The following is a 12,733-nucleotide window of genomic DNA, read 5'->3' as shown; positions in this document are numbered from 1 at the left end:
GCCCTCGGCGCCGCCCCCCGTCGCCGGCGACTCCTCGGCGCCAAGGCCCCGCAGCCGACGGCCACCCCCACCACGGCCCCGTACGCCGCCGAGGTCCGCTCCCTCGCCGTGCGCCGCGACCGCGTCCAGGCCCTGCGCCACGTCGACCTGACCGTCTCCCCCGGCGAGACCGTCGCCCTGATGGGCCGCAACGGCGCCGGCAAGTCGACGCTCCTCTCCGCGCTCGTCGGCCTCGTCGCACCGTCCTCCGGCACGGTCCGGGCGGGCGACGCCGTGCCGCACCGCACGGCCCCCCGCGACCTCGTACGCCGCGTCGGCCTGGTCCCCCAGGAGCCGCGGGACCTGCTGTACGCCGACACGGTCGCCGCCGAGTGCGCGGCCGCCGACCGGGACGCGGACGCGACCCCCGGCACCTGCCGCGCCCTGCTGACCGAACTGCTCCCCGGCGTCACGGACGACACGCACCCCCGCGACCTCTCGGAGGGCCAGCGCCTGACCCTCGCCCTGTCCGTCGTACTGACCGCCCGCCCACCCCTCCTCCTGCTGGACGAGCCGACGCGCGGCCTGGACTACGCGGCGAAGGCCCGGCTGGCCGGCATCCTGCGCGGTCTGGCCGCCGAGGGGCACGCCATCGTGCTGGCCACGCACGACGTGGAGCTGGCCGCCGAGCTGGCCCACCGGGTGGTGCTGCTCGCCGAGGGCGAGGTGATCGCCGACGGCCCGGCGGCGGACGTGGTGGTGGCCTCCCCGTCCTTCGCGCCGCAGGTGGCGAAGGTCCTGGCGCCGCGCAAGTGGCTCACGGTCGCGCAGGTACGGGAGGCCCTGGCATGACCGGGTCCCCTGTCGCTCCTCCCGACCGCCAGGCCCGCGCCGTCCGCCTGGGCCCTCGCTCGGTCACCGCGCTGCTCCTGGTCAGCGCGGTGGGCGTGGCGGGCTTCGGCTGGCCCTTCCTGGCCCCGCCGGACGCCTCCCTCAACGCGCACGCCCAGGACGCGCCGTGGCTGTTCGCGGGCCTGCTGGTGCTGCTGGTGGCCGTGGTGGCGGCGACGATCTCGGAGTCGGGCCTGGGCCCGAAGGCCGTGGCGATGCTCGGCGTCCTGGCGGCCGCGGGCGCGGCCCTGCGCCCCATCGGCGCGGGGACGGCGGGCCTGGAACCGATGTTCTTCCTCATGGTCCTCAGCGGGCGGGTCCTCGGCCCGGGCTTCGGCTTCGTCCTCGGCTCGGTCACGATGTTCGCGTCCGCGCTGCTCACCGGCGGGGTGGGGCCGTGGATGCCGTTCCAGATGCTGGCGATGGGCTGGTTCACGATGGGCGCGGGCCTGCTGCCCGGCCCCGACCGTCTGCGCGGCCGGGCGGAGCTGCTCATGCTGGCCGCCTACGGCTTCCTGGCCGCCTTCGCCTACGGCACGGTGATGAACCTGGCGGGCTGGACCTTCATGAACACCCTCGCCTCGAACATCGCCTTCGACCCGGACGCGTCGGTCGCCTCCAACCTGGCCCGCTTCCTCGCCTACTGCCTGGCCACGTCGCTGGGCTGGGACGGCGGCCGCGCCGCGATGACGGTCGTCCTCACCCTCACCCTGGGCCCCCCGATCCTCAGAGCCCTGCGCCGCGCCACCCGCAGAGCGGCCTTCGAGGCCCCGGTCACCTTCGAGGAGCCCGACAAGGGGAACAGTCCCGCGTAATGGATGGGTGACGCCTGGACCTCAGCGGTTGAGATCCAGCACGGGCAGGCCGCGCCCTTCGTACGCCTTCGGAGCCACCGTGGCGATCAGCGCGTCCGCATCCCACTCCGGCAGGTGGCGAGCGGCGTGGATCGCGGCACCGATGCCCGACGGCACTCCGTCGCGGCCCAGACGAGTCACCGCGAGCACTGCCGCGTAGTCGAGGTCAACGGTGTGCATCACGTCCAGTTGTCCGACGTGTTCGGCGATCCCGAGCAGCTCCCGCTCCGCCTCCAGGACGCACAGGGTCGGCACCCACAAGCGGGTCTCCGTCTCGAAATAGGCCCGGTGGATCAGCGCGGACACTTGTCGATTGCCCGACAGCGCCACCAGCGTGGGCGTGTCGAGCACCAAGTGGTGAAGGATCACGCGGCCTCATCCTGCTGCCGGGCGAACGCCTCCCGGAGCCTGCGTCCCATGACCGCGCTCTCCTCGTCCCCCACCTCGACCCCGAAGTTCTCGGCCAGATAGGCGCGCGCCCGCTCGGCCCGCTCCCGACGCTCTTCCTCCGTCAGCGTCGACTCCGCGAACTCCTGCACCAGGGACCGGATCGATGTCCCCCGCGCCTCCGCGATCACTGCCAGACGGTCCCGCACTTCGGCGGGGACCCGGATCATCGCATCACTCATGCCGGAAGTATACGTCTGTGTATACGCCCACGGCCGAGCCGACCGACCGGCGAACCGGATTGCGAGATGATCACGCCATGACCGAGATCGTTCTGATGTCCGACCCGAAGGTGGCCGCCGTGCCGGTACAGGAGTGCGGCGAACCGCTCGTGGACGTGCGGCGCGGTGGCGCCCTGCTGACCGACCGGCGCAAGTTGCAGGTCTCCGCCGGCTCCTGCTTCCACCTGCGGGAAGGGGTGCTCACCCGGCTCCTCGAAGCCCAGGCACGGCTGCCGCGAGGACTACGGCTGCTCTTCGTCGAGGGGTACCGTCCACCCGCCCTCCAACGTCGCTACTTCGACGAGTACGCGTCCCGTCTCCGCGCCGAGAACCCGCAGTGGTCCCCCGACCAGATCCGCTCGGCGGCCAGCCGCTACGTCTCCCCGCCCGAGATAGCACCCCACAGCGCGGGCGCGGCGGTCGACCTCACGCTCGCGGATGCCGAGGGCCGCGAACTGGACATGGGTACGCGGATGAACGCGACCCCGGAGGAGAGCAAGGGCGCCTGCTACACGCACGCCGACGACATCACCGCCGAGGCCCGCTCCCACCGCACCCTTCTCGGCACCGCACTCACCTCGGCCGGCCTGGTCAACTACCCGACCGAGTGGTGGCACTGGTCGTACGGGGACCGCTACTGGGCCTTGGCGGCAGGAGCGGAACACGCGCACTACGGGCCCGGGGAACTCGATTGACCCGGGTCACCCGGCCAACCCCGTCCGGAATCTGCGCCGGTACTCCGTAGGGGTCGTGTCGAGGCGGCGGCGGAAGGCTCTGACCAACGTGTCGACGGTGCCGAAGCCGCAGGTGGTGGCGAGGCGGTCCAGGGTGGCGTCGGTGGATTCGAGCCGGTGGCGGGCCGCCTCGACGCGGGCGGACTCGATGTAGGCGTGCGGGGTCGTGCCGAGTTCCGTCTTGAAGATGCGGGTGAGCTGGCGGTCGCTGACGTGGAGGCGGGCGGCGAGGTCGGCGACGGTGAGCGGTTCGGCGAGGTTGCGCATGATGTGGTGGCGCAGCTCCTCGACGCGCCGGGTCGTGGAGACCTGCTCCAGCGGGACGCTGAACTGGCTCTGCCCGCTCGGCCGCTTGAGATACATCACCAACTGCCGGGCCACGCGCAGGGCCACCGCCTCGCCGAGGTCGTCGGCGACCAGGGCGAGGGACAGGTCCAGGCAGGAGCTGATGCCCGCGCCGGTCCACACGTCGCCCTCGCGGACGAAGATCGGGTCGGCGTCGACCTCGACCGCCGGGTGGTCGTCCGCGAGTTGCCGCGCGGTCGACCAGTGCGTCGTGGCCCGCTTGCCGTCGAGGAGTCCGGCGGCCGCGAGGATGTGCGCTCCGACACAGACCGACGTGACCCGTCGGGTCCGTTCCGCGAGCCTCCTCACCCACTCGACCACCGCCGGGTCGGTGAGCGCCCGGACCCTGCGGCGGTCGTCCACCTCGACCGCGCCGGGCACGATCAGGGTGTCGATGCGCCGCGTGCACATCGCCTCGAACGTGGCGTCGGGCAGGACGCGGACCCCTGCCGCGGTGGCGACCGGGTCCGTGGTCCCGGCGGCGAGGACCACCTCGTACCCCGCCGCGTCCTCCGTCTCGCGCCGCGCGAGGGAGAACACCTCCGGCGGTCCGGTGACGTCCAGCAGGTCGACGCCCTCGAAGAGGACGACGACGATCAGTCTTTCCACGGGGTGAAAGGGTTTCAAGGGTCTCCCAGACGTCGAGTGTCGCCACCATGTCGGTATCTGCAGGTTAGACGACATTGCCGACATCGCCGGGGGGTCATAGCGTCGAAGGCGCAGGCAGACCAATTCCCCCCGGCACCAGGAGACTTCCCATGCCCAGAACCACCCTCCGCCGCCTCAACGGACTCGACGACACCCCCGCCAAGCTCGCCGATTCCACCCTCGTCCTCGTCGACTACCAGAACACCTACACGACCGGCGTGATGGAACTCGACGGCTGGCAGGCCGCGCTCGACGCCGGTGCCCGGCTGCTGGCCCGCGCCCGCCGGGAAGGCGCCGAGGTCATCCACGTCGTCCACGACGGCGGCGCGGGCACCCCGTACGACCTCGGGGCCGAGATCGGGCAGATCCACCCGAGCGTCGCGCCGGTCGACGGCGAACCCGTCGTCACCAAGAAGGCACCGGACTCCTTCTTCGGCACGGACCTGGGCGAGCACGTCGACGCGGCGGGCAACGACGACATCGTCGTGGCCGGCTTCATGACGCACATGTGCGTGGCCTTCACCGCCCAGGGCGCCTTCCTGCGCGGCAACCGCCCCACGGTCGTCGCCGACGCCTGCGCCACCCGCGCCCTCCCGGTCGCGGACACCGAACTCGACGCCCACCAGGTGCACTACAGCGCCCTCGCCACGGTCGCCGACATGTACGGGGTCGTCGTACCGTCGCAGGAGTCACTGGCCTAGTCGTCGGCCGGGCCGCCACCACTCCCGAATGATCTGACCAGACCCGGTCAACTTTTCTGTTCGAATTACCGTCTTCGCACGTGCACCAGCCGTGCACCCCGATGACGCCGAACGGAAACCCCGACCGTGGTCCCTGCCGAACTCACCCTCCCCAGGCCCGATCGGCGTCAGGAGAGACGCGCGAGCGATGCCCTGCGTGCCTTCGGGCACCGGCATCGCGTGCCGTTGCTCGCCACGGTGCCCACCATCCCGCTGTACGCGGTGTGGTGGGTGTTTCTCGCCACGGGCGGGGGCGATCTCGCCGCCCAGCAGGCGTGGGCGGACTTCGCCTCACGGCACGGGGGTTCGGCGTACGGGCTGTTCTGGTACGGCGGGATGCACACCGCCAACTACAGCGTCGTCTCGCCGTACCTGATGGCCCTGTTCGGGGTGCGCACGGTCACCCTGGTCTCCGGCCTGGCCGCCTCCTGGCTGGCGGCCGTGCTGATCGTGCGGTGCGGGGTGAAGCGGCCGCTCGGCCCCGCGCTGCTCGCGTCGCTCGCGCTGTGGTGCAACGTCGCCTCGGGCCGGACCACCTTCGCGCTCGGCGTCGCCTTCGCCGTGGCCGCCTGCGTGCCGCTGGTCCGGGAGCGGAGGCCGTACCTTGCCGCCGGGTACGCGGCGCTGGCCACCCTGGCCTCGCCGGTGGCCGGGCTGTTCCTCGCCGTGGTGGGGGCCGGGTACCTGATGGTGCGGGACTGGGGGCGCGCTCTGGTGCTCCTCATACCCCCGGCCGCCGTCGTCGGGCTGACGACGCTGCTGTTCCCCTTCAGCGGGGAGCAGCCGATGCCGGCGGGCCGCATATGGCCGCCGGTCGTGCTCGGCCTCGCCGTCACCGTGCTGGCCCCCCGTACCTGGCGGGTCGCCCGGTGGGGCGGGGCCGTCTACGCGACCGGCACCGTACTGACGTACCTCGTCGCCTCGCCGGTCGGGACGAACGTCGAACGGTTCGCTGAACTGTTCGCGCCCGCCGTGCTGTGCGCGGCCCTGCTCCACGGCCCGCCGCCGCCCGTGACCGCCCGGCTGCGGCGCTTCGCGCGCGGGCTGCTCGCCGTCGCGCTCGTCTTCTCCGTCGGCTGGGTGGGCAAGAAGACCGCCGACGACCTGCGGGAGTACACCGTGGTGCCCGCCTGGGCGGCCGAGACGGACGGGGTCGTGCGGGCGCTGGAAGGACTGGGCGCCGACCGTACGCGGGTGGAGGTGGTGCCCGCCCGCGACCACCGCGAGGCCGCCCGGCTCGCCCCGCACGTCAATCTGGCCCGGGGCTGGAACCGGCAGCTCGACGTGGAGCGCGCCCGCCTCTTCTACGACGGCAGCTTCTCCGCTGCCACCTACCGGGCCTGGCTGGACCACTGGGCGGTCGGTCTCGTCGTCCTCCCCCTCGGCAAGCCGGACGGCCCGGCCAGGGCGGAGGCGGCACTGGTGCGCGACCCGGACCTGCGGCCCGACTGGCTGGAGCCCGTCTGGCAGGACCCCCACTGGAGGGTCTACCGGGTGCGGGACGCCGTACCGCTCGTCTCCACCCCCGGCACCGTCGTGACCAGCACCGGCGTCGACCTCGTACTGCGCGTGGACCGGCCCGGCGCGGTGACCGTGCGGGTCGCCTGGTCGCCGTGGCTGCGGTCCGACGGCGGCTGCCTCGCGCGGGACGGCGACTTCACCCGGCTGACCGTCGAGGCGCCGGGTGAGTACCGGCTCAGTTCCCGGTACGGTCCTTCGCCGGGCTCGGCGGATCGCTGCTGACGGCTTCCGAAGCGGCCCGGGGCTCGGGTGTGTTCGCGGTGACCGCCGCCGCCGTGAGGGTCCTGGCCCTCGGGCCCTGGAACAGGTAGGTCAGGCCGAAGCCCGCGGCCACCACGGCCGCGCCGCCCACCGCGTCCAGGAGCCAGTGGTTGCCGGTCGCCACGATGGCCGAGGCGGTGAAGAGGGGGTGGAGCAGGCCCAGCGCCTTCATCCACATCCTCGGCGCGATGATCGCGATCGCCACGCCGCACCACAGCGACCAGCCGAAGTGCAGCGACGGCATCGCCGCGTACTGGTTGGTGAGGTGCGTCAGGGTGCCGTAGTCCGGCTTCGTGAAGTCCTGCACGCCGTGCACCGTGTCGATGATGCCGAGCCCCGGCATGAGCCGCGGCGGGGCCAGCGGGTACAGCCAGAAGCCGACCAGGGCCAGCAGGGTGGCGAAGCCCAGGGAGGCGCGGGCCCAGCGGTAGTCGACCGGACGGCGCCAGTACAGGACGCCCAGGACCGCCAGCGGGACGACGAAGTGGAACGAGGTGTAGTAGAAGTCGAAGAAGTCCCGCAGCCAGCCGACCTTCACCACCGCGTGGTTGACGGCGTGCTCGATGTCGATGTGCAGGAAGCGCTCGATGTCGAGGATCTGCCACCCGTGCTCCTCGGCGCGGGCCCGGCCCGCCGAGTTGCTGCCGCCGGTCGCCGCGAGGCGGACCTGGGAGTAGGCGGCGTACGTGACCCGGATGAGGAGCAGCTCCAGGAGCAGGTTCGGGCGGGTGAGGACCCGGCGCAGGAACGGGAGCAGGGGGACGTGCTTGAAGCGGGTCGGGACCGCCGGGGCGTGGCTCGTCGGGACCGGCGTGGCGAAGTACGGCGACGTGCGCGGCAGGAAGGGCACGGCGACGGCGGCGGCCAGCGCCGCGAGCAGGACGACGTTGTCGCGCAGCGGGTAGAGCACGGCCATGTTCGGCAGCATCATCTTCGCGGGCAGCGTCATGACCAGGATGACGGCGACCGGCCACACGTACCGGTCGGAGGCGCGCTTTCCGACCCGGCCGACCAGGGCGGGCAGCACCCACAGCAGCTGGTGCTGCCAGGTGGCCGGGGAGACCACGACGGCCGCGCAGCCGGTCACGGCGACCGCGAGCAGCAGCTGGCCGTCGCGGGCGTAGCGCACGGCCCGGCGCAGGGCCAGGCCGGCGACGGCCGCGCCGAGGACGAGGAAGAGGACGATCTCCAGCGGGCCGGAGAGGCCGAGTCGCAGCAGGGCGCCGTGCAGTGACTGGTTGGCGAGGTCGTCGGCCTCGCCGCCCAGGCCCACGCCGGCCATGTGGTGCACCCAGTAGGTGTACGAGTCCTGCGCCATGGCCGCCCAGGCGACGGCGGTGCAGGCGACGAAGGTGACCCCCGTGGACACGGCGGCGCGTCTGCGGTCGGTGAACCACAGCAAGGGGGCGAAGAGCAGCACGGTCGGCTGGAAGGCCGCGGCGACGCCGATGAGGACGCCGCCGATCCGGTCGCCGTGCGCGCCGCGTACCGCGAAGCAGCCGACCAGGACGAGCAGCACCGGGATGATGCTGGTCTGGCCGAGCCACAGCGCGTTGCGCACCGGCAGGGACAGCATCAGCAGGCTGACGGCCACGGGCGCCGCCAGCAGCGCCGTACGGCGGCCGACGGGCTGCGGCAGGGCGCGGGCGGCGACCAGGCCGAGGGCCACGACCAGCAGCAGCGAGCCGAAGGTCCAGCCCCAGCCGAGGGCCTGTTCGGCGGCGCGGGTGAAGGGCTTGAGGACGAGGCCCACGAACGGCGTGCCGGTGAACTGCGTGGATTCGTACAGCGACCCCTTCACATGCAGGACGCCGTGCTCACCGACCCAGGTCTCCAGGTCCGTCAGGCGTTCGCCCCGCGGTGTGCCGAGCACCGCGGCCAGCTGTCGTGCGGCGAGGACGGCGGCGATCAGCCACAGGCCCAGGCGCGCGGCGCGCAGCCTTGCTCTGGTCGCGTCGGCGGCCGACGCTCCGAAGGACTCCGCCGGTCGTCCACTGTGCTCCGCATTCGCCACGCCTCGTCGGCCTCCCGCCCCGTAGAACCGCCCGTACCGCGCCCGTGTACGCAGTGTGTCTTTCCTGCGAACCCTATGAGGCTCGCACCACCCCCGGGAGAAGACGCAGGCAGCCCCCGCGCAACCTGACCGCCGTCCGCGTTTCGTTCCGCGGTTTCCGGGACGTTTTTCGCGAGAAGGATCACAGGTCGCGGCGTACACGGTGGTCCGCGGCGCGCGGACACCCCTGCATGTACGCCGTTTTGGTGCACAGTGCAACGAAAAGCATACCGGGCGTAAGCGGCGGATCAGCGCCTATGGTCGTTTTTCTGCCCGTGGCCGAGCGCCGCGGGCTCTTTCCGGCCCGGCGACAGCGCCGCCGTGCGGGTCGTGGCGTCCCTGTCCCCGTCGAAAGGTAGGCGAGCGAAGTCTTGTCGGCCGCCCACGTCGCCACCGCGTCGTCCCCCTCGGTCTCCTCGTCCGCGTCCGCGTCGCCTTCCGGCGCCGAGCCCACTGTCACCGATCCCGCGCTGGTCAGGCGTGCCGTCAAGGCGGCGGCGCTCGGCAACGCGATGGAGTGGTTCGACTTCGGTGTCTACAGCTACATCGCCGTGACGCTCGGCAAGGTGTTCTTCCCCTCGGGCAACCCGACGGCACAGCTCCTGTCCACCTTCGGTGCCTTCGCGGCCGCCTTCCTGGTCCGGCCGCTCGGCGGCATGGTCTTCGGGCCGCTCGGGGACCGGGTCGGGCGGCAGAAGGTGCTCGCCCTGACGATGATCCTCATGGCGGCGGGTACGTTCGCGATCGGGCTGATTCCGTCCTACGCGACGATCGGCGTGTGGGCGCCGGTGCTGCTGCTGGCCGCGCGGCTGGTGCAGGGCTTCTCGACCGGGGGTGAGTACGCGGGCGCGTCCACCTTCATCGCGGAGTACGCCCCGGACAAGCGGCGCGGGTTCCTCGGGAGCTGGCTGGAGTTCGGCACGCTGGCCGGGTACATCGGCGGTGCGGGTCTGGTGACCCTCATGACGGCGCTGCTCTCGGACGGCGACCTCACGTCCTGGGGGTGGCGGATCCCGTTCCTGATCGCCGGGCCGATGGGCATCGTCGGGCTGTATCTGCGGATGCGGCTGGAGGAGACGCCGGCGTTCGCGGCCGAGGTGGCGAAGGCGGAGAAGGAGCGGCCGAAGGTGCCGCTGCGGGAGATGGTCACCGGGCAGTGGCGGGCGCTGCTGCTCTGCGTCGGCCTGGTGCTGGTCTTCAACGTCACCGACTACATGCTGCTGTCGTACATGCCGAGCTATCTGACGAGCGAGCTGCAGTACGACGAGACGCACGGGCTGCTCGTGGTGCTGGCCGTGATGGCGCTGATGATGGTCGTCCAGCCGTTCGCGGGCGCGCTGACCGACCGGGTCGGACGGCGGCCGGTGATCGCCGCGGGCTGCGCGGGGTTCCTGCTGCTGTCCGTCCCGGCGCTGCTGCTGATCCGCGAGGGCAGCCTGGTGGCCGTGGGGCTGGGGATGGCCGCGCTGGGGCTGCTGCTGGTGTGCTTCACCGCTTCGATGCCGTCCGCGCTGCCGGCGCTGTTCCCGACGCGGGTGCGGTACGGGTCGCTGTCGATCGGCTTCAACGTCTCCGTGTCCCTCTTCGGCGGGACGACGCCCCTGGTGGTGACGGCACTGATCGGGGCCACGGGCGACATGATGATGCCCGCCTACTACATGATGGCGGCGGCCGTGGTCGGTGGCGTCGCGGTGTGGTTCATGTCGGAGTCGGCGGGGCGGCCGTTGCCGGGGTCGGCACCGGCGAGGGCACCCCACTGACGTCTGCGGCGCCCGGGCGGGCGGGGTGGGGGCCGGCGTAGCGCTTCTGGTTCGGTGGTGGGCCGCCGCACACGGCTGTTTGCCTTGCCCCCAGCTGCGGGCAGTCGTGCCCCCAGTGCCTGAACGGCCTGGGAGGCACCCCCGGGGCGGCACGGGTGGGCGGTGGGGGTCCCCCCGCTCGAGCGAAGCCGAGAGTGGGGGAGGCACCCGGCAAGCGCGGGGCCCGCGAACATCCGTTCCCGGCCCGCGCCCACGCCGCCGCAACGGCCGAAACACGCCCACCGGAACCACCGGCGCACTCCCGTCCCACGGCATATCTTCGTCAGCGCATCTACTTAGGAAGACTAACGACGCACACGAGAGGCCCCTCATGAGCGAGTCGCAGCTCTGGGAAGACGTCGACGCCTACTTCATCAGCCATCTCACCCCCGAGGACCCCGCGCTGGAGGCTGCCCTGAGGGAGAGCGAGGCCGCCCAGCTGCCGCCGGTGAACGTCACCGCCAACCAGGGCAAATTCCTCCAGCTCCTCGCCCAGATCCAGGGCGCCCGCACCATCCTGGAGATCGGCACCCTCGGCGGCTACAGCACCATCTGGATGGCCCGCGCCCTGCCCGCCGACGGCCGCCTCGTCACGCTGGAGTACAGCGCCCGGCACGCCGAGATCGCCACCCGCAACCTGGCCCGGGCCGGTCTCGACGCCCTCGTCGACGTGCGCGTGGGCCCCGCGCTGGAATCGCTGCCGAAGCTCGCCGACGAGAACCCCGCCCCCTTCGACCTGGTCTTCATCGACGCCGACAAGGGCAACAACCCGCACTACCTGGAGTGGGCCCTCAGACTCACCAGCACCGGCAGCCTCGTCGTCATCGACAACGTGGTCCGCGAAGGGCGGGTCGCCGACCCCGACGACACCGGCGACGACGTACGCGGCACCCGCGCCGCCATCGAACTGATCGGCGCCCACCCCAGGCTCAGCGGCACCGCGATCCAGACCGTCGGAGGCAAGGGCCACGACGGCTTCGCACTGGCACGCGTGCTGGCCTGAACGACCGCTTCCGGTCCTACACCTCGTGGTAGAAGCCGACGTTGACGCTGCGCGGCTCCGACCGGTCCTGGACCACGATCTCGCCGCTGCCGCCCCTCGGCAGCGGCACGGTGCCGCCGTACGCCACCGCCTGCACGTGCGGACCCACGGTCAGCCGGACCTCGGAGGACGGATCCGGCTGGGAGCCGCGCAGCCAGGTCAGCCGCCACGTGCCGTCGGGACCGCACCGGAACTCCAGGTGGACCCGGGAGACGAACAGCCAGTCCTCCGGCGTCGACAGCCTGCACACGGACTTGTCCCGGCCCACCCGCAGTACCGCGTCCGGCTCGCTGGGCGCCTCGGCCATCTGCATGCCGGCCGTGGCGCCCGCGTCCGCCGCGATGACCGTGGCCATGGTCAGTTCGAGCACGTGCGCTCCTTCGAAGACCTCAGGACGTCCGTCGTTGGATTGTCGCCGCCGAATGATAGATCGGCCGGTGGCACGGTGTCCGGCACAATGGGGTCATGACCGAGCGAAAGCCACCTGGCGTCGACTTCGAGTCCTGGGTCGACAGACAGATTCGCGAAGCGGAAGCGCGCGGCGAGTTCGAGCGACTGCCCGGCGCGGGCAAGCCCCTCGCGAGCGAGATGGACAGCACCTACGACGAACTGTGGTGGGTGAAGAGGAAGATGGCCCGCGAGGGCTTCTCCGTGCTGCCGCCCGCCCTCGCCCTGCGCAAGGAGGCGGAGGACGCCCTGGAGGCGGCCCTGAAGGCGCCGTCGGAGCGGGTGGTCCGCCGGATCGTCGAGGCGGTCAACGTCAAGATCCGCGACATGCTGCTCAAGCCGCCGCCCGGCCCCCCGCTGGGTAGGAAGCCCTACGACGTCGACGAGGTCGTACGGCAGTGGCGGGAGCGCCGGGCGGAGCGGTGACGCCTGCGCGTCACAGGCGCATCATGCGGTCCGCCAGCTCGCGGTAGTCCCGCAGAACGAGGCGGAGTTGTTCGGTGTCGGTGGTCGGGGCGCGGCCCTCCTCGCCGGTGTCCTGCCAGGAGGTGCGCAAGGTGTGGCGGCGGTGCGTCACCGCGTCCGCCAGGCGCGCGGCGAGCTCCTCCAGGACCCGGTCCGCCTCCTCGACGGAGGCGCGCGGCGCGTCCACGAACCCGGCCACCGCGTGGTGCAGCCGCCGGCCGAGCTTGTCGCCCTCGTCGTGCGGGAGGAGCGGACCGGCGGCCTCGTGAGCGGGGGTGGCGGGGGC

13 protein-coding genes and 1 pseudogene are annotated in these 12,733 nt (G+C 72.4%); 8 read left to right on the top strand and 6 right to left on the bottom strand.

Translation table 11 applies throughout. The features are described 5' to 3' along the window. Both DMH12_RS32690 and DMH12_RS32685 read left to right on the top strand, forming a co-directional pair. Positions 1 to 831 (top strand): ATP-binding cassette domain-containing protein (locus DMH12_RS32690; RefSeq protein ID WP_260474425.1); only part of this gene is annotated, 831 nt, incomplete at its 5' end. Then, positions 828 to 1,685 (top strand): ECF transporter S component, encoded by an 858-nt coding sequence (locus DMH12_RS32685; RefSeq protein WP_125495006.1) that lies wholly within the window; start codon positions 828 to 830, stop codon positions 1,683 to 1,685. The genes DMH12_RS32690 and DMH12_RS32685, both read left to right, overlap by 4 nt. A 21-nt stretch (positions 1,686 to 1,706) precedes the next feature. Here DMH12_RS32685 and DMH12_RS32680 read toward each other — a convergent pair whose 3' ends face one another. Together DMH12_RS32680 and DMH12_RS32675 are read right to left on the bottom strand one after the other, a co-directional pair. Next, the gene (locus DMH12_RS32680) at positions 1,707 to 2,075 is read right to left on the bottom strand and encodes a hypothetical protein (RefSeq protein WP_260474426.1); all 369 of its coding nucleotides are present in this window, start codon (positions 2,073 to 2,075) and stop codon (positions 1,707 to 1,709) included. A 14-nt stretch (positions 2,076 to 2,089) separates the two neighbouring features. Further along, entirely contained in the window at positions 2,090 to 2,353 is a 264-nt protein-coding gene (locus DMH12_RS32675; RefSeq protein WP_125495004.1) for a hypothetical protein, read from the bottom strand. Positions 2,354 to 2,430: 77 nt separating this feature from the next. Between DMH12_RS32675 and DMH12_RS32670 the strand changes: the two genes are divergently transcribed. Further along, positions 2,431 to 3,087, top strand: coding sequence for a M15 family metallopeptidase (locus tag DMH12_RS32670; RefSeq protein WP_125495003.1), 657 nt, complete (start codon positions 2,431 to 2,433; stop codon positions 3,085 to 3,087). A 6-nt stretch (positions 3,088 to 3,093) separates the two neighbouring features. Here DMH12_RS32670 and DMH12_RS32665 read toward each other — a convergent pair whose 3' ends face one another. Then, positions 3,094 to 4,080 (bottom strand): GlxA family transcriptional regulator, encoded by a 987-nt coding sequence (locus DMH12_RS32665; protein ID WP_185832687.1) that lies wholly within the window; start codon positions 4,078 to 4,080, stop codon positions 3,094 to 3,096. Between the two features lie 149 nt (positions 4,081 to 4,229). Here DMH12_RS32665 and DMH12_RS32660 point away from each other — a divergent pair, with 149 nt between their 5' ends. Beyond that, complete coding sequence (locus DMH12_RS32660; protein WP_125495002.1) at positions 4,230 to 4,820, top strand: cysteine hydrolase family protein; 591 nt, start codon at positions 4,230 to 4,232, stop codon at positions 4,818 to 4,820. Between the two features lie 126 nt (positions 4,821 to 4,946). After that, complete coding sequence (locus DMH12_RS32655) at positions 4,947 to 6,602, top strand: hypothetical protein (RefSeq protein WP_125495001.1); 1,656 nt, start codon at positions 4,947 to 4,949, stop codon at positions 6,600 to 6,602. Here DMH12_RS32655 and DMH12_RS32650 read toward each other — a convergent pair. Next, the gene (locus tag DMH12_RS32650; RefSeq protein WP_125495000.1) at positions 6,556 to 8,655 is read right to left on the bottom strand and encodes a bifunctional glycosyltransferase 87/phosphatase PAP2 family protein; all 2,100 of its coding nucleotides are present in this window, start codon (positions 8,653 to 8,655) and stop codon (positions 6,556 to 6,558) included. The two genes, DMH12_RS32655 and DMH12_RS32650, sit on opposite strands and share 47 nt — an antisense overlap. A gap of 410 nt (positions 8,656 to 9,065) precedes the next feature. Between DMH12_RS32650 and proP the strand changes: the two genes are divergently transcribed. Together proP and DMH12_RS32640 are read left to right on the top strand one after the other, a co-directional pair. Beyond that, a complete protein-coding gene (proP, locus tag DMH12_RS32645) occupies positions 9,066 to 10,454 on the top strand; it encodes a glycine betaine/L-proline transporter ProP (protein ID WP_125494999.1) in 1,389 nt (462 codons plus the stop codon). 370 nt (positions 10,455 to 10,824) lie between these two features. Continuing rightward, the gene (locus tag DMH12_RS32640; protein ID WP_125494998.1) at positions 10,825 to 11,496 is read left to right on the top strand and encodes an O-methyltransferase; all 672 of its coding nucleotides are present in this window, start codon (positions 10,825 to 10,827) and stop codon (positions 11,494 to 11,496) included. A gap of 16 nt (positions 11,497 to 11,512) precedes the next feature. Here DMH12_RS32640 and DMH12_RS32635 read toward each other — a convergent pair whose 3' ends face one another. Further along, positions 11,513 to 11,905, bottom strand: a complete 393-nt coding sequence (locus DMH12_RS32635; protein WP_125494997.1) for an FHA domain-containing protein — start codon at positions 11,903 to 11,905, stop codon at positions 11,513 to 11,515. Positions 11,906 to 12,000: 95 nt separating this feature from the next. On the opposite strand from DMH12_RS32635, the gene DMH12_RS32630 reads away from it, so the two are divergent. Next, positions 12,001 to 12,408, top strand: a complete 408-nt coding sequence (locus DMH12_RS32630; protein WP_125494996.1) for a DUF1992 domain-containing protein — start codon at positions 12,001 to 12,003, stop codon at positions 12,406 to 12,408. A 10-nt stretch (positions 12,409 to 12,418) separates the two neighbouring features. Here DMH12_RS32630 and DMH12_RS32625 read toward each other — a convergent pair. Then, positions 12,419 to 12,733, bottom strand: a pseudogene (locus tag DMH12_RS32625) (hypothetical protein); the annotation flags it as partial.

This window comes from Streptomyces sp. WAC 04229 (assembly GCF_003947455.1).
Taxonomy (GTDB): domain Bacteria; phylum Actinomycetota; class Actinomycetes; order Streptomycetales; family Streptomycetaceae; genus Streptomyces.
Note: the sequence above shows the minus strand (reverse complement) of the source record. Positions and strands in the feature narration are given on the sequence as shown.

Excerpts from the sequence above, each read along its gene's own strand:
- DMH12_RS32685 (WP_125495006.1), top strand. The coding sequence starts at position 828 with ATGACCGGGTCCCCTGTCGCTCCTCCCGACCGCCAGGCCCGCGCCGTC.
- DMH12_RS32675 (WP_125495004.1), bottom strand. The coding sequence starts at position 2,353 with ATGAGTGATGCGATGATCCGGGTCCCCGCCGAAGTGCGGGACCGTCTG.
- DMH12_RS32670 (WP_125495003.1), top strand. The coding sequence starts at position 2,431 with ATGACCGAGATCGTTCTGATGTCCGACCCGAAGGTGGCCGCCGTGCCG.
- DMH12_RS32660 (WP_125495002.1), top strand. The coding sequence starts at position 4,230 with ATGCCCAGAACCACCCTCCGCCGCCTCAACGGACTCGACGACACCCCC.
- DMH12_RS32640 (WP_125494998.1), top strand. The coding sequence starts at position 10,825 with ATGAGCGAGTCGCAGCTCTGGGAAGACGTCGACGCCTACTTCATCAGC.
- DMH12_RS32630 (WP_125494996.1), top strand. The coding sequence starts at position 12,001 with ATGACCGAGCGAAAGCCACCTGGCGTCGACTTCGAGTCCTGGGTCGAC.